The organism is Shimia sp. NS0008-38b (assembly GCF_040370365.1).
In the GTDB taxonomy this organism is placed as follows: domain Bacteria; phylum Pseudomonadota; class Alphaproteobacteria; order Rhodobacterales; family Rhodobacteraceae; genus Shimia.
This window is the reverse complement of sequence record NZ_BAABWQ010000001.1, coordinates 972,797-992,542: the sequence shown is the minus strand read 5'-3', so window position 1 is coordinate 992,542 and position 19,746 is coordinate 972,797. Positions and strand designations below refer to the sequence as shown.

General features: G+C 56.9%; 14 protein-coding genes. 4 read left to right on the top strand and 10 right to left on the bottom strand.

What is annotated here, in order from left to right:
- Nucleotides 1-2: 2 nt before the first annotated feature.
- Nucleotides 3-668: a malonic semialdehyde reductase gene (locus ABWV47_RS04805; protein ID WP_353308901.1), complete on the bottom strand. Its 666-nt coding sequence runs from the start codon at nucleotides 666-668 to the stop codon at nucleotides 3-5.
- The gene (locus ABWV47_RS04800) at nucleotides 665-1,534 is read right to left on the bottom strand and encodes a fumarylacetoacetate hydrolase family protein (RefSeq protein ID WP_353308898.1); all 870 of its coding nucleotides are present in this window, start codon (nucleotides 1,532-1,534) and stop codon (nucleotides 665-667) included. The genes ABWV47_RS04805 and ABWV47_RS04800 overlap by 4 nt, the downstream gene beginning before the upstream one ends.
- An 84-nt stretch (nucleotides 1,535-1,618) precedes the next feature.
- Between ABWV47_RS04800 and ABWV47_RS04795 the strand changes: the two genes are divergently transcribed.
- From ABWV47_RS04795 to ABWV47_RS04780, 4 genes are read left to right on the top strand one after another with little or no spacing between them, the layout of a single operon-like run.
- A complete protein-coding gene (locus ABWV47_RS04795) occupies nucleotides 1,619-2,005 on the top strand; it encodes a YciI family protein (RefSeq protein WP_353308896.1) in 387 nt (128 codons plus the stop codon).
- A 44-nt stretch (nucleotides 2,006-2,049) separates the two neighbouring features.
- Entirely contained in the window at nucleotides 2,050-2,715 is a 666-nt protein-coding gene (locus ABWV47_RS04790; RefSeq protein ID WP_353308893.1) for a GntR family transcriptional regulator, read from the top strand.
- Between the two features lies 1 nt (nucleotide 2,716).
- A complete protein-coding gene (locus tag ABWV47_RS04785) occupies nucleotides 2,717-4,015 on the top strand; it encodes a malonyl-CoA decarboxylase (protein ID WP_353308891.1) in 1,299 nt (432 codons plus the stop codon).
- Complete coding sequence (locus ABWV47_RS04780; RefSeq protein ID WP_353308888.1) at nucleotides 4,012-5,511, top strand: AMP-binding protein; 1,500 nt, start codon at nucleotides 4,012-4,014, stop codon at nucleotides 5,509-5,511. The genes ABWV47_RS04785 and ABWV47_RS04780 overlap by 4 nt, the downstream gene beginning before the upstream one ends.
- A 370-nt stretch (nucleotides 5,512-5,881) precedes the next feature.
- Here ABWV47_RS04780 and glnT read toward each other — a convergent pair whose 3' ends face one another.
- The 8 genes from glnT to ABWV47_RS04740 form a co-directional block, all read right to left on the bottom strand.
- Complete coding sequence (glnT, locus tag ABWV47_RS04775) at nucleotides 5,882-7,210, bottom strand: type III glutamate--ammonia ligase (protein ID WP_353308885.1); 1,329 nt, start codon at nucleotides 7,208-7,210, stop codon at nucleotides 5,882-5,884.
- A 74-nt stretch (nucleotides 7,211-7,284) separates the two neighbouring features.
- The gene (locus ABWV47_RS04770) at nucleotides 7,285-8,631 is read right to left on the bottom strand and encodes an FMN-binding glutamate synthase family protein (RefSeq protein WP_353308882.1); all 1,347 of its coding nucleotides are present in this window, start codon (nucleotides 8,629-8,631) and stop codon (nucleotides 7,285-7,287) included.
- A 12-nt stretch (nucleotides 8,632-8,643) separates the two neighbouring features.
- Nucleotides 8,644-9,321, bottom strand: coding sequence for a GXGXG domain-containing protein (locus ABWV47_RS04765; RefSeq protein ID WP_353308879.1), 678 nt, complete (start codon nucleotides 9,319-9,321; stop codon nucleotides 8,644-8,646).
- A 1-nt stretch (nucleotide 9,322) separates the two neighbouring features.
- Nucleotides 9,323-10,219 (bottom strand): class II glutamine amidotransferase, encoded by an 897-nt coding sequence (locus ABWV47_RS04760; protein WP_353308876.1) that lies wholly within the window; start codon nucleotides 10,217-10,219, stop codon nucleotides 9,323-9,325.
- A gap of 231 nt (nucleotides 10,220-10,450) precedes the next feature.
- A complete protein-coding gene (locus ABWV47_RS04755; RefSeq protein WP_353308873.1) occupies nucleotides 10,451-11,077 on the bottom strand; it encodes a helix-turn-helix domain-containing protein in 627 nt (208 codons plus the stop codon).
- A 153-nt stretch (nucleotides 11,078-11,230) separates the two neighbouring features.
- On the bottom strand, nucleotides 11,231-11,848 hold the full coding sequence (locus ABWV47_RS04750; RefSeq protein WP_353308870.1) for a hypothetical protein: 618 nt from the start codon (nucleotides 11,846-11,848) through the stop codon (nucleotides 11,231-11,233).
- A gap of 3 nt (nucleotides 11,849-11,851) precedes the next feature.
- Nucleotides 11,852-16,240, bottom strand: coding sequence for an eCIS core domain-containing protein (locus ABWV47_RS04745; protein ID WP_353308868.1), 4,389 nt, complete (start codon nucleotides 16,238-16,240; stop codon nucleotides 11,852-11,854).
- 211 nt (nucleotides 16,241-16,451) lie between these two features.
- Entirely contained in the window at nucleotides 16,452-19,745 is a 3,294-nt protein-coding gene (locus tag ABWV47_RS04740; protein WP_353308866.1) for a DUF6519 domain-containing protein, read from the bottom strand.
- Nucleotide 19,746: the final 1 nt, after the last annotated feature.

Here is a 19,746-nt window from a genome sequence, read left to right as displayed (position 1 = left end):
CCTCAGGCGTAGGTGCAAACTTGATCAAAGCTAAATCGCGGGAGTTTCTGAAACAGGGCTGTTTCATCCGCATAGCCGATGTTGCACAGAAAATTGGATTTCAGGGTTGTGCCGGCGAAGAATTCCTCATCGACGATCGTGTTGGAAAAGCCCGACATGGCTCCAACGTCCAGACCCACCGCGCGGGCGGCGATCATGAAGTAGGCACCCTGCAAGGTGGCGTTTCGGTCTGCTGTGTCTGCAACATAGTCCGGCTTGCCGTCAAAAAGGTGCCGCCGGTCTTCGTGTGGGAACAAGAAAGGCAGTTCTTTCCAAAACTCCATGTCCTGCGCGATGATAGCGGTGACAGGTGCCCCCATCATTTTCGGCACGTTTTGTGGTTTGAGCGATTTGGCGAGCCGTGCTTTGCCTTCGGGCGATTTCACAAAGATGAAACGCGCGGGCAGGGTGTTCATGCTGGTCGCGCCGTTGATGGTGATTTCGTATATCTCTTCCAGCAGCCCATCTGGAATGGGCTTATCCGTCCACGCATAGTGAGAGCGGGCCTGACGCAAAATCAGATCAATGGAATCGCTGGACAGACGACCGATACGATCACGCAAGTCCCGATGGTCTTGCTGAGCTTGCGCGCGCAGCGCGTCCAGTCTTGCACCTGTTGGGGCGTTCATTCTGCAACGGCCTTTTCATCGATCACAGGGCTTGCACAAATGCCAATTCCCTCGATTTCTATCTCGACGGTCTCACCGGGTTTGAGCCAGCGTGGATTGGGCTTTTTTGCATGCCCAACACCCGGTGGGGTCCCTAGGGCAATCAGATCACCGGGCTCAAGCGTGGTGTATTCGGAAATTGTTGAGATCACTTGTCGCACCCCCCAAATCATGTTGGCGGTGTTGGAGCTCTGTAGGATTTCGGACCCAACGCGGCTTTCGATCTTTAAGCCAGACGCGCCCTCAGGAATTTCATCCGGTGTGACCGTAAAGGGGCCAATTGCACCTGTGTTGTCAAAGTTTTTGCCGGGTGTCCACTGGTGCGTCTTGCGCTGATAGTCGCGCACGGAACCGTCATTAAACACAGTGTAGCCAAACACATGATCAAGAGCGTCATCTTCGGAAATATGGCGCCCACCCTTGCCAACAATCAGCATCAGTTCCGCTTCATAGTCGAGCTGTTCAGAACAAGCCGGGCGTACCATCGGCTGACCTGCGGCCATGATAGAGTTCTTTCCACGCATGAACAGGGCGGGGTATTCAGGGATTTCGTATCCCCCCTCTTTGATGTGGTCGATATAGTTCAGGCCCATGCAGATGATTGTCCCCGGGGCTGCAACGGGCAATGCGGGGGTGATGGTGTCGACCGCGACTTTCGGGGCTTTGATGATTTGCTCTGCAAGTGAGTCGGTCAGATCCGGTTGTGAAATCACCCCCAACAAATCGGCACCAATACTGGGGTCTAAGGCCGTTAGATTTACGGCATTTTCTCCGTTTACAGCAAACACCGAAGTGCCTTCGGAAGTCTCACCCACCAGGTATTTCATTGTTGTCATCCTTGTCTGTTCTCTTGATTTTTGACGACTATTTTGCAATAAGTCAAATAATATCGATATTTTTGGAGAGTCGAAATGGTTGCGTGGGCGGATTACAAATCAGAGGCCAAGAATAGGGGGGCTCTGGCATTGGAGCTATTTGTTGCGCATAGCACGCCGGCAAAAGACCCTGCAGATGTCAAAGAATCTCTTGCAAATCACCTTGCTTATCAGGCTGAACTTGAGCGAGCGGGCCTACTGGCGTTTGCAGGCCCAATGTCGGATGAGACCGGAGAGCGCATGCAAGGTGTTGGGCTGATCATCTATCGTGCTGAAAGCTTAGAGGCAGCGCGACTGTTGGCGGAAAATGACCCTATGCACAAAAGTGGCGCACGCAGTTTCGTGCTGCGGCGTTGGCTGATAAATGAGGGCTCACTGAACCTTTCGGTCGGGCTTTCGACTGGCGGGTGCACGCTAAGTTGAGACGTCATGCAGACGATGAGCAAAAAATCTGGGACCATGCGATCATGAATGTTATGCCCGACAGTGACGGCAAAGAAACTTCGGCAACCCATGGGGCCTATTTAAAGCTGCGTGAATTGATACTCACCGGTGAGTTGCCGCCAGCGCAGAAGCTCAAGATTGAGCAGCTGCGCAAGCTCCTGGAGACCGGGGCGAGTCCGGTCCGCGAGGCGCTGAGCCTGCTTACCTCAGATATGTTGGTCGAGCGCATAGACCAGCGCGGCTTTCGCGCGGCGCCCGTCGGCAAAGCCAACTTCGAAGAAATCCTGATGTTGCGCTGTACGCTTGAAGAAACCGCATTGCGTGCATCGATCCGCAATGCTGATGCCAAGTGGGAGGACAGGCTGGTCCTGCGACATCATCACATGAACCGAGCCAGTCAACGTCAGGCTGCGGACTTTGAGGACGCGCACAAAGCGTTTCATATGGCCTTACTGGACAATGCACATTTGCCCATGCTCGAACGCTACTGTTCGCAGCTCTATGACCTCAATATCCGCTACCGATATCTTGCGGCAGGGGGGGCAAGTTACAAAAAGCGTGACATCGCAGCAGAGCATCAAAGCATATTGGATGCGGCACTCAACAGGGATGCAGATGCGGCGACCACCCACTTGATTGAACACTACCGCAGCACCGGTGAGTACCTCAGCCAACAAATGGACAGCTGACATGCAACGAAATTGGTTTCTTGGTGATCTTCTGGCGCAGCTATTTGATCGCCCAGATCAAATACGTGGCAAGGATGACGACCGTTCTATCACTGAACTGTGTGAAGCCTTGCTCTCAGCTGAGGGGGAGGTGTCTGGGTTTAAGCTGGCCTCCACTGTTCTGGATCGCTACCGCAGCCTTAGTGATGAGGATCGAGTCTCGTTTTTCCAATACCTGAACGAGGAACTGGACATTGACGCAGAGCAAGTGGCCAATGTGGCCGGCCAATACGCCAAGAATCGTAACATTGACGCGTTCAACGCGCTGAGCGCTGCCGCAGAGCCACGCCGTCAGGAACTACTGCGACGCCTCAACCAACCAACCGGAGCAACCCAAGACCTTGTCGCTATGCGGGTTGATCTCTTGAAGCTCTTGAAAACGCATCCGGACCTGCGGCGCACGGATTTTGATTTTGTGCATTTGCTGCGCAGTTGGTTCAATCGTGGCTTTCTTGTTCTGAAACAAATCAGCTGGGACACTCCCGCCCGCATTCTGGATAAAATTGTCGCTTATGAAGCGGTCCACCAGATCAGCGATTTGGAGGATCTGCGCCGCAGGCTCTATCCACCGGATCGAAGGTGTTTTGCGTTCTTCCATCCCTCCATGCCTGATGAGCCGCTGATTTTTGTCGAAGTCGCACTCACGGGCACCGTGCCGGGATCAATTGACGATGTCTTGTCGGAAGAGCGCGACCCATTGGAGGCCAGTCTGGCGAAAGTGGCGGTGTTTTATTCAATTTCCAACTGCCAAAAGGGCTTAGCCGGAATTAGCTTTGGTAACCTCTTGATCAAACAGGTCGTGGCCGAATTGGCGCGAGATGTGCCGAGCGTCCAGACCTTTGTGACTTTGTCACCCATTCCTGGTTTCACCCGATGGCTGGAAACGCAAAACGATCACGAAGTGCATGGGCAAGTTGCCAACGCTATACTTGCCGGCGCGGCCCCATCGGAAGACCTTCGCGCGATGGCGGCACGATACCTACTGACCGCCAAACGCGAAGATGGGGTGCCGGTGGACCCAGTCGCCCGATTTCATCTCGGAAACGGCGCTGAGGTGCACGACGTTCATACGAACGCAGACACCTCGCGCAACGGCATGGCACAATCTTACGGTACGATGGTGAACTATCTCTACGATTTGAAGCTTACTGAACAGAACCACGAAGACTTTGTCGTTCATTCCAGAATTGCGGCATCACGCCTCGTTCAATCGCTGGCCAGCGCTGAACTCATAACAAAACCCAAGGAAACATCTGCATGACCAACACCTTATATGATGCACTGTTCGCACCACATGTTGGAAATTCTGCGACGTTCTTGCAGTGTGATGACGGCACTAAGTTGAGTTATGACGCCTTTCTGAAACGTGCCGCGCAAATGGCGCACACGCTGACGGAGGCTGGGGTTCAACCGGGTGACAGGGTGGTCGTACAGGCGCCCAAACTCAGCGACACAATTGCTCTATACGCGGGCTCTGTATTGGCCGGTGCGGTCTACCTTCCATTGAATTCGGCCTACACTCAGGCTGAGTTGGCCTATTTCATCAAAGATGCAGACCCGCGGCTGATTGTCTGTGACATTCAAGACGAAGCTGCGGTCGTAGAAATAGCTCAGGCAGCTGGCACACCTGTTTTGACGCTGGGCGGTTCGGCCGGTTCTCTGAGCCGGGCAGCCGACAGTCAACCAAACACGTTCAAGGCGGTTGACCGAGGGCCAGAGGATTTGGCTGCATTGCTCTATACCTCGGGGACAACGGGCCGCTCCAAAGGGGCGATGCTGAGCCATAAAAATCTGCTGTCCAATGCCGTTGCGCTGACCGAACTTTGGGACATCACCGGCAATGACCGGCTTGTGCACGCGTTGCCAATTTTTCACACCCATGGACTGTTTGTTGCAATGAATACAGCGTTGCTCGCAGGGGCTGAGGTCCGACTCTGCACAGCCTTCGATATCAACGTCATCTTGGGCGAGATCACCCAATCTACTCTAATGATGGGCGTGCCGACGTTTTACACGCGTCTGCTGGATGATGCGTGTTTCACAAAGGAGCTGGTTGAAAGCATGCGTCTGTTTGTGTCTGGGTCGGCGCCACTTCTGGCCGAAACCCACCGTGCGTTTGAGGCACGGACTGGTCATCGTATCCTTGAGAGATACGGTATGACAGAGACCAATATGATCACGTCCAACCCTCTAAAAGGTGCGCGCGTTGCTGGGACAGTTGGCTATCCGTTGCCGGGCACCGAAGTGAAAATCACGGACCCTGACACCGGAGAAGCGCAACCGTCCGGAGAGATTGGCATGATTGAGGTGCGTGGGGACAACGTGTTTCAAGGCTATTGGAATATGCCGGAGAAGACCGCGGAAGAACTCCGGGCAAATGGCTTTTTCTTGACTGGAGATCTCGGAGTTCAGGACGAAGATGGGCGGATTTCGATCGTGGGGCGCTCCAAAGATCTGATTATTTCAGGTGGCTACAACATTTATCCCAAAGAGGTCGAGGATGTCTTAAACGATATCCCGGGTGTACTTGAAAGTGCGGTTTTTGGGGTGCCACACGCGGACTTCGGTGAAAGCGTCATCGCTGCGATTGTTGCCGAGAAAAATTCATCACTGACTGTTGAGACCTTAAAAGAAACTGTCCAAGTGCAGCTGGCGCGGTTTAAGCATCCTCGCGAATACCTGTTTCTGGAGGCTCTGCCACGAAACACGATGGGCAAAGTGCAAAAGACCGAATTGAGAAAGGGATACAGAACGTAAATTATCCAATTTATGAACTCACTAACCTCAATGACTTTCATTTGCGAAAATCCCTGCAATGGAGCTGGGTATGTCACCGAGGACTGTCTGCGCAGGAGACGCTGAACTGCCCCAAGAGTTGAGGCTCAGGAATGGATGCTTCAGCTTGGTGTTGAACTGACAGAAAATACAACAACCTCTAGACGCGCACAGTCGTCAAAAAATCGCAGGGAGCGATCACTCTCCGAAGATCGTGGCCTACTTGTTCATGAAACGGATGGATATGTACCTAAGGGACAGTCGGGCGCGGGCGGTTTGCGATTGAGTAGTGAGAGACGCAAAAGGCCACGTTAGCTGTGCTACGCGGCCTTTCTTAGGTGATTTGACGGCTTCAGATATCGAGTGTGTTGTCGCGTTCCCAGGTGGTAAAGTGGGATACAAACGCATTCCATTCCTGCATTTTCAACTTGAGGAAAGCGGCAGAGAATTCTTCGCCCATCGCAGCTTTGAGGCCTTTGTCGTCATCATACGCCCTCAGCGCGTCCAACATGTTGAGCGGTAGTTTTGGCGCGTCTTTGACTTTGTAACCTTCGGCGTACATGTCGATATCATGGCGTGGGCCCGGATCCGCTTTGCTGCGCATCCCGGAAAGACCCGCCGCAATTATCACGGCCTGCAACAGGTAGGGGTTTGCCGCGCCATCTGGCAGTCGCAGCTCGAAACGTCCGGGGCCAGGTACGCGTACCATATGTGTGCGGTTGTTGCCGGTCCATGTGACCGTATTGGGGGCCCATGTGGCACCTGAGGTGGTGCGCGGAGCGTTGATGCGTTTGTAGCTGTTCACCGTCGGGTTGGTGATCGCGGCCAGCGCTGAGGCATGTTTCATGATGCCACCCAAGAAGTACTTTCCGCGTTCAGAAAGGCCAACTTCACCGGTTGGACCTTCGCCGTCTCCGGCAAACACGTTCACCTTGGACGCCGTGCTGGGAGCGTCCCAAACTGAGATATGTGCGTGGCAGCCGTTGCCAGTCAAACCCTCGACGGGCTTTGGCATAAACGTGGCACGAAAGCCGTGTTTCTCAGCGACCGATTTGGTCATGAACTTAAAGAAGCTGTGTTTGTCAGCGGTCTTGAGCACATCATCAAACTCCCAGTTCATTTCAAACTGGCCATTCGCGTCCTCATGGTCGTTTTGATAAGGCCCCCAACCCAATTCCAACATGTAGTCGCAAATCTCGCGCACCACGTCATAGCGACGCATTACCGCCTGTTGGTCATAGCAAGGCTTCTCAGCAGTATCGAAAGGGTCGCTGATCTGTGTGCCTTCGGGGGTGAGCAAGAAGAATTCGGCTTCGATGCCGGTCTTGACGTGCAGGCCTTCTTCAGCCGCTTCCGCAATCAGGCGGCGCAACACATTGCGTGGGGCTTGGGCCACATCTGCGCCTTCCATAACGCAATCCGCCGCCACCCAAGCCACGTCCGGCTGCCAAGGCAACTGTATGACAGAGCTGGGATCAGGCACGGCCAGCATGTCGGGATGTGCAGGGGTGAGATCAAGCCAAGTGGCAAAGCCCGCAAAACCTGCGCCGTCCTCTTGCATATCAGCAATGGCTTGCGCGGGCACTAGTTTGGCGCGCTGTCCACCGAAGAGATCGGTGAAGGAGATCATAAAATACTTGACCCCGGTCTTATTGGCAAACTCTGCGAGATCGGTTGTCATTTTTCGGGTTCCCTGTTTTACATATCTTTTCTAGTGGCTTGTGGCGCAACGTTGATCCGTTGCGCCTTTTGTTTTTAGTATCCGGTTCCAGATTTCCCGGGCCACCAGTCGGTGCCGGCAAGTGGCACTTTGGCCATGGCGGCAGCCTCAAGCGTGACCGCACAGAGGTCTTCGGGCTCAAGGTTGTGCAGGTGATTTTTGCCACAGGCCCGCGCAATGGTTTGCGCCTCCAGCGTCATCACTTTCAGGTAATTGCGCAGACGGCGACCGCCATCAACCGGGTCAAATCGCGCCATCAAGTCGGGGTCTTGGGTGGTGATGCCTGCGGGGTCCTGACCTTCGTGCCAGTCATCGTAAGCGCCTGCTGTGGTGCCGAGTTTTTGGTAGTCTTCTTCCCAACGTGGATCGTTGTCTCCCAGCGCGATAAGCGCCGCAGTGCCGATGGCAACAGCGTCAGCGCCAAGCGCCATACATTTGGCAACGTCGGCACCAGTGCGGATGCCGCCCGATACAATCAGCTGTACCTCACGGTGCATGCCCAGATCCTGAAGCGCACGTACAGCTTCACGGATGCAGGCGAGGATCGGCTGGCCAACATGTTCGATAAACACGTCCTGCGTGGCTGCAGTTCCGCCTTGCATGCCATCCAAGACCACAACATCAGCGCCCGCTTTTACCGCCAGCGTGGTGTCAAAGTAGGGACGCGCGCCGCCAACTTTGATGTAGATCGGCACCTGCCAGTTGGTGATTTCGCGCAGCTCAAGGATCTTGATTTCAAGGTCATCTGGGCCGGTCCAGTCCGGATGACGACAGGCTGAGCGTTGGTCGATGCCTTTGGGCAGATTACGCATTTCCGCGACCCGGTCGCTGATTTTTTGTCCCAAAAGCATGCCGCCGCCGCCGGGTTTTGCGCCTTGCCCAACAACGACTTCGATGGCGTCTGCTTTGCGTAGGTCATTTGGGTTCATACCGTAGCGCGACGGTAGGTATTGATACACCAGTTTGTCGGAATGGCCTCGTTCTTCAGGGGTCATTCCGCCGTCACCGGTTGTCGTGGAGGTTCCTGCCATGCTTGCGCCACGCCCGAGCGCCTCTTTGGCGGGACCGGAAAGAGCGCCAAAGGACATGCCTGCGATGGTGATTGGGATATCCAGTTCGATTGGTTTCTTTGCATAGCGTGTACCGAGTGTGACGCTGGTGTCGCATTTTTCGCGGTAGCCTTCGAGTGGGTAACGAGAGATGGACGCGCCTAAGAACAACAGATCGTCAAAATGCGGGACTTTGCGTTTTGCGCCGCCACCACGAATGTCATAAATTCCGGTTGCCGCCGCGCGACGAATTTCGGAGTTGATCCCTTGCGAAAATGTTGCCGACTGAACGGGCAGGGTCTTTGGAGGACCGTCTTTTTTGGTGTCGCTCATGATCTCGGCCCCTTAATATGCGTTGTCGATGTTGAAGTTGTAGAGAGTTCGGGCAGAGCCATAACGTTTGAACTCTTCGGGTTTGGCATCGCTGCCTGCGCGCGCCAACAGATCCTTGAGGATCTCAAGGTGCTCCGGCCGCATCTCTTTTTCGATGCAATCCGCACCCAGAGATTTGGTTGACCCGCGCACAAACAAACGCGCCTCATAGATCGAGTCCCCCAAGGCATCGCCGGCATCGCCGCAGACAACCAGATTGCCTGACTGGGCCATGAAGGCTGACATGTGCCCAATGTTGCCATGCACAACAATATCGATCCCTTTCATGGAAATGCCACACCGTGAGGAGGCGTTGCCCTTTATCACCAGCAGTCCCCCGTTGCCGGTGGCCCCTGCATATTGGCTTGCATCGCCTTCAACGATCACGGTGCCGCTCATCATGTTTTCGGCCACACCGGGGCCGGCGGAGCCATGAATATGCACGGTGGCTTGTTGGTTCATTCCGGCGCAATAGTAGCCCGTGGAGCCTTTGACGTTGACCTCAATGGGCGCATCAAGGCCAACGGCGATGGCGTGGCTTCCCTTGGGATTGATGATGTCCCATACGGTTTGATTGGTGTCCTCAGACTGTGCATGCAACGAAGAATTTAGGGCGCGCAGCCCATCGGCTGCTAGATCAAAGGTCTGCATATCAGTGATTCCAGAAGTAAACGGTTGCGGGCTCCGGCTCCCAGACGCGAGCGTCTTCAATGCCGGGGAGGTTGACCAAAGCGCGGTATTCGCTGCCAAAGGCCACATATTGGTCTGTTTCGGCCATGACCGCGGGCTTACAGGCGATGGGATCGCGGACCACACCAAATCCGTCTTTGGTCCCAACAACGAAGGTGAAGAACCCATCCAGATCATCCAGCGCGCTTTCCAGAGCGTCACCAAGCGACGCGCCATTGTTCATCTTCCACGTCAGATAGGCGGCGGCGACCTCGCTGTCGTTTTCTGTTTCGATATGCACACCTTCGCGCGTCAGTTTGCGACGCAGGGAGTTGTGATTGGAGAGGGATCCGTTGTGGACAAGGCACTGATCTGCGCCGGTGTTAAACGGGTGGGCGCCCATGGTGGTCACTGCAGATTCCGTGGCCATTCGGGTGTGGCCAATGCCATGCGTTCCACTCATTTGTGTGACTTTGAAACGCTCTGCCACATTTTTGGGCAGTCCGACCTCTTTGTAGATTTCAAGCACGTCTCCGGTGCTCATGACCCGGATAGACGGGTCGGTATCTTTCAAGGTGGACCGCAATTGATCGAGCTTTTCAGGCGCAATTGACAGCACTGCATGGGTGTCTTTGCAGCTTATCTCTACGGTGCAACCAAGGGCTTGTTCAAGTGCACCACCAAGTCCATCAAACGCCACACTTGGGGTGTCTGATTGGATGGTAAGTTTGGCCTTACTATTTGTATCTTCGCTATAAATTGCGATGCCTGCGCTGTCTGGACCACGATCTGTCATAGTGATCAGCATGTCCGTGAGCAGAGCTCCGAGTTCAGGCTCAAGTGCCTTGTCTTTCAGAAATAATCCGACGATCCCGCACATAGGCGTTCTCTCCATGTTGTTTCGCACCCCTGGCGCTTGGCAAAAGGCTAACATCAAAGACTTGCCCCCTCAACCCACAGGAAACTTTTTTTCTTGCTGGGTAACTATTGAGGCGACGCTGGGCCTCAAAACGGTGTTCAAGCGCACACGTAATGACGCACAAATGGCGCGCAAAAGCGGGCACAGGTTGTTGATCTGAGAGTGTCGGATGCTTGCTGGTGCGGAGTTCAGTCAGCTTTTTTGCGGATAGCTGATCACAGAAAGATAGCGTGCTGGCAATGTGCGCAGTCTTTCGGGGCCGTGCGGCGCGTCGGCATCAAAAAACAACGTGTCACCCGGTTGCAGGGCATAAACATTGGCGCCGTGACGGTAGTCGATCTCGCCGTCCAGCATGTAGATCGTCTCTATGCCGCCGTGCTGGAACGTTTGAAACGTGTCCGATTCCGAGTCCAGCGAGATCAGATAGGGCTCTACAATGACGCCGCTGTTGTTGGACCCAATATGGCCCAGCAGATTGTATTGATGCCCTGCGCGGGTGCCGTCTCTATCGACATCCACGCCAGCGCCCGCTTTGGTGTGCACAGCCTCACGCTTTTCTTCAAACTGGCGAAAGAACGACGTGAGTGGCACCGAGAGCGCGTTGGCCAAAGATTGCAGTGTGTTCAGTGACGGTGAGGTGTTGCCGTTTTCGATCTTGGACAACATGCCGATAGACAGTTCAGTTATTGCAGAGAGCTCTGCCACAGTGATGTTTTGCTGTTTACGGAATGCACGGACCTCGCGGCCAATGGCAACTTCGAGCACTTTCTCTCGTTCCTCGCGAACGACGTGAGGGTCTTGGGAAAGTTTGGTGGCCATGTCTGAGCGTGTCCTGAACTTTGACGTTTCTTGCGTGACACCGCAGATGACATTTTATCGCGCGCGCAGTCAATCGTGCCTGTGGTGCCTAATGTCGTTCGGTTGTTTCTAAATCAGAGGATTTTGGGCTCATGTGCTGAGCTGTGAATAATATCACAGCCAAGTGGCAGTGGGACCTGGAAGTGGGCCAATTGCCTCTTGGGTGGCCTGCATGAGCTCTGACAGATTGGCGTCCTGTTCGTGTACAGCGGCGCGTTCCAGTAGCGTGGTGAAGGCGCTGCATTGCACAAGGTACGATACAAATGTCGCGGCACGGCGGACACCTGCATCAGAGGATGTGAATGCCCGAGACATGAGGGTGACGAAGAGTTCTGGTGGGGCGTCAATTGGGGACATTTGACCTAAGCGGATGAGCGCGGCTTCCAGTTCAGCTGATGGCAGATCGGCTGCTTTCTCAAGTTCTTCCTGAAAACGCGCCATCGGAATGTCGCGAGACAGCGCAGCCGCCACAGAATCTGCGATGGCGTCGCTGTCCGCAGAGATGTCGATGCGGATGATCCGGTTGACGCTGTCGCAGGACGCAAACACCAAACATCTACCATCTTCTGAGATCCATGTTATTTCCGTGGTTCCGTCCCCGGCGTCATGTGTTGGGATTTGATCAAATCCGTGGGTGAGAAGCTGCTGTTTCAGCACCAGTGAAATGGTCTGAAAACAGATACTGGGCGCAAACTGTGCGGGGACGAGGCGTTTCTTGAGGACAACGGTCATGGTCTATGGATACCTGCTGCGCAGGAACGCCACCAGTCCCGCGATCAGCCCTGTGACGGCTGCCTGTTGATCTGCCTCTGATGTGGCACGCCGGCCAGCGCGGGTCACATTTGTGATTGCCCACCGACGGAAGGCCTGTGCCAGTTCCCTTAGAACTGGTCCGTCCCCAAAAATATCCATCTGTCCGGCCTGTTGTTGCAGAACGCGATCAAGCCGTTGGAAAATGCGGCCAGTGCGTCGCCGCCGAGTGGCAGATGCGTCGTCGACGCGGCGTTGGGAAAACGACCCGGTGTCTTGCCGTCCGCGGAAATCACGGTCTGCAGCCACTGAGGCTCCACGGGGTTCCATGGGATTGAAAGCACCCGATGCTGCCTCCATTGCATCGATGCGCTGAGACCCAACAAGATCGCGGGTGACGGCACGTGTGGCGAGTTGGCCTGGGGCGCGTGCGGCTTCGACAACGTCCAACAGTTGGTTCCCGGACGGGGTGTTCAACGTTGAGGGACGGAAGCCAGCATAGCTGGGCGCGCCTGGTTGCACCATCATGGAACCACGTTGGTTGTCTCGTAGTGTGACCTGCGGTCCGCCCGGTCTGGAAAAGGAAGCCATCCGGCCTTGATGGAAGCGACCACGCCGGTCCACACGACCCATCGGCATTAGCATCTGACGTGGACCGGAAAAGAAGCGGCGGGTGCCAAATACCATATCGGCGTCATTCATGCGTGGCCCGGCCACAGTGTGTCTTCCGGAGGCGAGACTCTGATCAAACGCGGCGGCCTGACGTGCCACAGCGGGATTAGCGAGACGTTCGCGTTCAAAAATCCTTTCGGCCTCCCTTAAGACCGGCTCTAATGCGTTGCCAATGCGTTGTGGGCTGAGTTGGGCGACACGACCGGCTTCGGTTGACGGGTTGACGCGGGCTGTAATGCGCCCGCCGCGCAGGGTCAGGGAGGTGAGCCGATATCGTACACGCCACATGGCCAAGCGGGCGCGTAGCCCAAGTTTGGAGACCCCTTCGCGTTGCAGACGTGCGATTTTGGGGCGGATAGCCCGCACCGCACGATCCAGACGTTCGCGTTTGCGTCTTTCGCGCTCCTGCCTTCTGCGTCTGCGGCGCTCTGAGGGGTTTTCTCGGCGGCGGTTTGGAGCTTGGTCGCGACGGCGCGCGCGCGTTGTCCGTTGCCTGCGGCGGTTCCGGCGGCGGCTTCTGGCGCGGGACCTCCCGGCACCACTGCTGCGGCCATCTGCCAGTCTTCGCGCGCCACGGTCACGGCCACGACGGCGCTGTCGCCTACGTCGCCTACGGCGGCTCATGAAGGCACGGAAGCGGCCTGAGACGCGGCGGATGATGCGGCCAAAGGGGCGGGCGATTGCACCGATCACCCGTTGGATCAATCGATCCACCCCCAAGAAGGTCAGCACCGCATCTACGGCTGCCACAATCCCAAAGGCCAGCGCGCGTGCAAAGGCCACCGCGCCATTGCCCCGTTCGGCCACTTTCATCACAAATTCAAAGAAAGCAGAGGCGGCCTGAAATAGGCTTTGTACAAGGGCATAGGCCCCGCGAATGCCGTCAATCACCGCCATAATGGCCCCAACGCCGGGGATCAATTTTGCCGCCAGTGTTGTCGCAAGCCAGATCATTGCCGCTGTGCCTATTGCGGGCAACATCGCGGGAAGGTTTTCGGTGAACATCCCAATCATGTTGGTGGCGAGTGCCGTGAGCATGTCGTACCAATTGGGCGGCAATGACAACAGGAGCTGTAGCACCGGAAGCTTCATAAACAGCCATTGCTTAAAGGCTTCCTGTAGCTCTCCCCATAGGTTGTTGCGCACACCGTCGCCCGCCTGTGACAGCGCCGCAGATAGGAAAGTGCCAATGCCCATGCGCGTGACACGGGTCATCAACATCATGAACTGTCCAAGCGCAGCCGCAAGGGCCGCGACGGCGGCGGCGAGCCTGTCCACCAGACCGGCGTTTTCAGATCGAATGCGCTCCAACTCGGCATCCATCGCCTGAATGGCCCGCTCCCGCTCTGCGTCTAGCGCGCGTTTGGCAGCCTCGGCGGCGGCGTCGATTTGCTGTTCCATCCGCTGGAAACCCGCCGTGGCGTTGGTCAGCGCGGCCTGTGCGTCCTGATCCATCGACTCCGCATTGTCCGCGACAAGTTGTTCAATGGTTTCGCGCGCGGTGCGCAGCGCGGTTTTGCACTCCTCGATGGTGCGATCAATATCTGCCTTGATTTGGGTGATCAACGCATCGATGTCAGAGATGTATTGGTCTCGATGTCTTTGATAAAGCTGCTTTACCTCTGGCACTGAGTTGATCGACAGCAGCCAGTCGCGCACCCGACGGGCGGCACCGCGCACACCGGAATAGCGCCGGCGTTTGAGATCTGCCAGATCGCTGCGCACACCGCTTGCGAAAGATTCAAGCCGTGTGCCTTGGCGCTCGCGGAAGGTTTCAACGGAGTCCTGTGTCAGCGTCCCAAGTTTGCCGTTCACCTCGGTCTGGGCGGTTTGATAAGTTGTGTTGATCTGATCAGCGAGGGCTTGCTCAGATTGTTCTTCACCCGTGCGGGTGCCGTCTTGTTCGGCGCTGACGCTGGTCTGGCCGCTCGTACGCTCGGCATCCATGCTGGCCTGTGCGCCGGATTGCGCCCCGGCCAAGGCACCACGCGCAACATCGCGCGCCTGTGTTTCAGTGGCGCGCGCGCGGCCTGCCGCCTGTGTCACCTTGTCGTTGAGTTGAGTTTTGTCGTTGCCAATCTCTCTGAGTGGGCCTTCGTCCGCTTTGGCCAATGTTTCATCATCGACATCATGCTCTGACAGCTTTGCGTCGGCCTCTGCCTTAAACTCGGTGGCATCCAGCGCTTCTTCGTTGACAGGCGGCGGCGTGGCCTGCGTGATCGCTGGGTCTGCAGAACCGGGTGCAACCATGGGGGCAGGTTGAGGCACGGCGGGAGACGGTGGCGTGCCTAGGGGCGGTGTGTCCACGGCGGAGAGGCTGGCCTGAACCGGGCCGGTTTGTGCCGCCGCTTGGCCCGAAATGGCATCGGTCAATGGTTGACGTTGGGAGGCGCCGCCGGGGCTGGCAAAGTCTTCGAGATCTTCGATCGACCCAGGTGTGGCGGCAGCCACGGCATTGCGGCTGGCAGAGCGGGCGGTTTCCGGATCACCAGCAGGGACATCCGCATTTTCTAGTGTGGTGGCCTGACTTTGTTGGCCGGATGCTTCTGCAGCATTGGCGGGTGGGGCGGCGGCGGCGCGGGCGGCACCGATGCGATTGTCTGCGCCTTCATTGGTCCCAAGCGCTTCGGCGCGATCCTGTAGGCGGCGCTTGGCAGCCCCGGCGGCCCCGGCGCCGCGGTCTCCTTTGACTTTTCCAAAAGTGCCGCCACCGCCACCCGTCGCGGCCGCTGCGGTCTCACCGTCTTTCCCTTTGTTTTTATTGTTTTTTTCTTGCTTCTCTTTCTTGTCTTTTTCTTGCTTCTCTTTCTTGTCTTTTTCGCGCTTCTCTTCTTTGTTTTGGGTTGATTTGTTGTCGGCCTTTGGCGGGGAGTCGGCCCCCTCCACAGAAGCGCCCACTGGGCTGCCTGCGGTCATCACGCTGGGCGCGCTCGAAGGACCGGCCTGTTGAGATGTTTGTGCCTCATCAGGCGTTTTGGCGGTGCCAGGTTTGTCAGAGGCGCCGGGTTTGACGTCTTTGCGCCCGGCGCTGTCCACCAGTTTGCCGCCTGCTGGGCTGAGGGTGGAGGTCATCACGGGGGTCAAGACGGGCGCGGGCCCTGCTTTGGTTGTGCCCAGCCCGTTGGTCGGGTCGGCCACAACCGGAGAGGGTTTTGCCGCGCTCATGCGTGCTCGTCGCATGATGCGCCCCCGAGTTGAGAGACCGGTTAGCGAGAGGTTTGCTGCCTTACCCGCCACAACATTGTCTGCGGCGCTGCGCGCGGCGATTTCGGCACTGTCTGTTGCTGAGGACACGGTGGCGTGGCGTTGCACAACCTGTCCTCCGCTCCCGCGTTGTTGGATCACATGAGCCACTTCTTCAGCAATCAGATGGTCACCGGATTTGGATCCGGGGGCGTATTTTCCTGATGCGAAGGCGATGTTGCTTCCGCTGGCGAAGGCGTCGGCCTGAAGCCGGTTGGTGGCCGTGGCGGCGGCGCCACCGGTGTGTACGCGGACGTCACTTAGGTCAGTCTGAAAGCCGCCTTCAAGCCGTTTACGTGTTGAGGCCGGGAGTGCGGAGCCACCGGTCAGGCTGGATTGCAGGGAGGTCAGTTCTGCGGTTTCAATAGGGGCAGGAGAGGGCGTCGGTGCGGGTTTGGCCGCAGTGGACTTAGAGGTTGATGTTCCTGATGTCTTTTGAGACCCATCCGCATGTTTCATGAGAGGGCTCTGGTAGCAAAAAACACATATGAACGGTAAAAGGGAAAGCAGCGCTTTCCCTTGTTTTGCAGGGATTTGAACCCTGTGAACCATAAGTTCACGTCACTATCGCTAAAGTCGCGAGACCGCGTACCGTTGCTATGGACGTGCACATGCAATCCTAACACAAGGCTGGCCGTTTCCAAAGCGATTCGGGGCAAAACTCCCTCCGTTACGGGTTAATTTCGATAATTTCCGCACTGCCAGAAGACCCAGACAGTGCGTTGGTAGGCATGGCTGCGTCGCCAAAGACATCGGAGACTTTCCAGACCGCACGCGCAGGGTCTGGTTGCGGGTTCAATGCGCGGAAACGAACGCCGTGAGTGGTTCCAAAACAGGCGTTGCGTTCGATCTGGACAAAGTCGCCAAACACCCCCCACACACGGATTCCATCTGTGGGAGACAAGGGGTTGGGGATGTCGTCCATGGGGCCGTCATACAGGTTGCTGACTCGGTTGTTGCGCACCGCGACGTTTATGGAGCTGCCCACCATGATGCCCCAGCGCGCACGGGCGTACATCGGGATGCGCAGATCAATCCGGTTGCCGTCAACCTCGACGTCGCGGAAAAAAGTTCTCCGGGTGTCGAGCCCATCGACGTGTTGGTCGCCGCCGATGCGCACGCCTTGATGGAAACCTGAAATGCGGTTGCCGTTGATGCGCACCGATTGTGCCAGCTGGTTGGTGATCTGGCTGGCTGGATTTCTGTCGCCATTCACTTCGGGTCCAAAAGGTGCGGAGACAACAATGCCTGCTTGGCCATATTCTAAGGTTGAGGTTGCCAACAGCGATGTGCCCATCAAGTTCACCATACCCTGCGTTGCCGTGGGGAGGGTGATGTCGGCTGACAATCCCAGCGCGGCGCGCGTAACTTCACGCCGAATACGGCGCACATGTGCGCGCATGGTTGGTTGTCCGCCATCGGGGTTGCCGGGAGGATTGGCGTCGCCGATCTGATCCCAGATGCGGGATGTCATGGCGGCATGGGTCGAAAATCGCAATGGATCGCGTCCCCAGCCACCCAGTGCAACGGTGTGCCGCCCGCGCTCTCCATTTGAGAGGCTGACGTGCGATCCCCCAACAAAAATATTGGTGTCCACGTTGAAGCTTAGCTGGCTTAGGAACACGCGTCCAACCACAGAGGCAAAGGAATTGTCAGCCACGCGGGCGCGCAGATCAAACCGCGCAGCACGGGTTTCGATGTCACAATCGCTCACCGCCAAGTCGTGTACGCCGATCGCCAGAACAGCGGTGTCGTTAAATCCCAGTGCGATGCGACAGTCACGAATGCGAGCGCGTCGGATGGTCCGATCATCGTTGGCCTGCAGCCTGATGGCGGCGTTGCCGTGCGAGGCCTCGGTTGAAGACTGGATGTTGAGGCGTTGGATATCAACTGCGGCACAGTCGTCAATTTGGATGATGTGGCCGCCACCGTTTGTGGCACGCGCTGAAAAATCTACAAGCGTGACTGCATTGCAATTTTGGAAATGAAACACGCGCCGGTTGGCTTCCAGCAGTGAGCCGAGCCCGATACCTGTGATAGTGACGTGTCCTTTGTTGAACACTTGAATGACTGATGGCACGGGGCGCGTTCCCGGTCCCAGACAAATCTTGGCATCCCCACCATCAGGAATGGCGTCGATGATGTCGCGGATGTCGCCTCCCTCGGGCACCGGGATCTCTCCGCAGCCAGCGTCAGATTCGCGCTCAAACAGCTCATCGATCGCTTCTTGTACGGTGTCAGACTCCGATCCGACGCGGTCGCCGTCATAAGAGACGTCATCCGCCTCAATATGACAGAGGCGCGGGAAGCGGCTGTCAAACCAGCGCTCCAACAGCATCGGCTCTGCGGCGGGTGTTTGGCGCAGCAAGGCCAATGGTGCAAACAGCCGCTCGGGTCCATGGGGCGCAGGTCGGGTTGGACCATTGGCGTTGGAGGCACTCACGCGGGCTTCGTATTGCCACCAGTCGCCGGGTTCAAAGCTTCCGGCTATATCGGCTTCGATGCCTTGCTCCAGTTCAAAGACCTGATCGGCCGTGTGTAGGATCAGCCCGGACCAACGCCGCAGTTTCAAACCCTGCTCGCCAAAGCGGCCGCTGTCCACGTCGACCACGGGGGTTTCATCAATAGGGTCCAAGAGATCAAATACGCGGTTGGACCCGGTGATTTCATCCCCGCCGGACAGGCGAAGCAACCGACCAACAGCCCGTTGTGGCCGGGTGAAACCAGCAGGTGTAAGCGTGGCTGGCGCTGCATCCCCCAGATCAATGGCGTCGCTCAAGAGTTCGACGAGATCGCCGTCGCGCAGATCGCTGTCAGCCTGCACCATCAGCGCTGCGGCAGGGGCAGGGACTACCAATGTGTCGAGGAAGGCTGCCGCAAACAGTTCCGAGCCGTTTTCGCGGGACCATTTGAACAGAGTTGCACCACCTGCACCTGTTCCATGCACTTCCAACCGGTAGAGCCGGTTTTCCGGACCGGTGTAGCCTCCCGGTACGGGCAGATCGCAGGGATCAGCGGTAATGGTCTCAGTGGCCACGCCCAAGGTGACGGTGCCATTAGGCAGCAGGTGTTGGGCGAAAGCATCAGCCATGTTGTCTGCCACAACCCCCGAGACTTCTGCGAGTTTGACCTGATATTGAACTTCGCTGCGGGTTGTGGTGTCCAGATCGCCACCAAGCGCGGTTTCGAGAATGCCGGGATCTTCAAGCGCAGTGATGTGACGTTCCCACACTTCGACGTAGGCAATAAGGCGCGTATCCGCCGGGCTGATCGCCTGTGTCTGAAGGGCGGCGCCTGCTGGATCGGCCAGCAATGGCCATGCGCCACCAGTGGTGTCAAAGGCCAGCCCCTCGATCTCGTATGCGCCAGAATGGCTGTGCATCAGTGGGGTGGTGCCGGCCTCTGCGCGTGTTTCAATCATTGCGACCCAGATGCGCGCGGCTGGATCCACTTCGAATACCAGTTCAGCGCCGGATGCCGAGACATCGACAGGGTGATACTCAGGTCCGGAGGGCACGGAGATCACAGTGCCATTCACACTGGGACTGGCCCCGCCGTTGTCGGCGTGCGCCCAGATTCGAATGTCCGTTGGTGCAGCAAGCGGCTCAGCCAGATGCACGGTCACTGTTCCGGTTGTCCCCATGCGCAGACCCGGTAAGCGGTTCAAGTATTTGCGGGCATAGTCGCGCACTGCGACTGCACCGCCATTGCTGTCTACCGGGTTTCCTAAGGTGCTGTCGAACTGCGCCAGCAGTCGTCCCGGTGTGATCAGCAGACCCAGATCTGGAGAACCCGCATGGCAGGCCGTCATTGCAAGGTTTTGGCGCAAGCTACCCTCAATGGCGTCGCTGAGAGCGGTCATATCTGAATCCAGCAGCGCTCGGCCTTGTTGCAGCAGGACCCGGCGATAGCGTTCGCCGCGCTTGGTATCGGGATTAAAGCCTCTGGTAAAATCTCCCTTCATG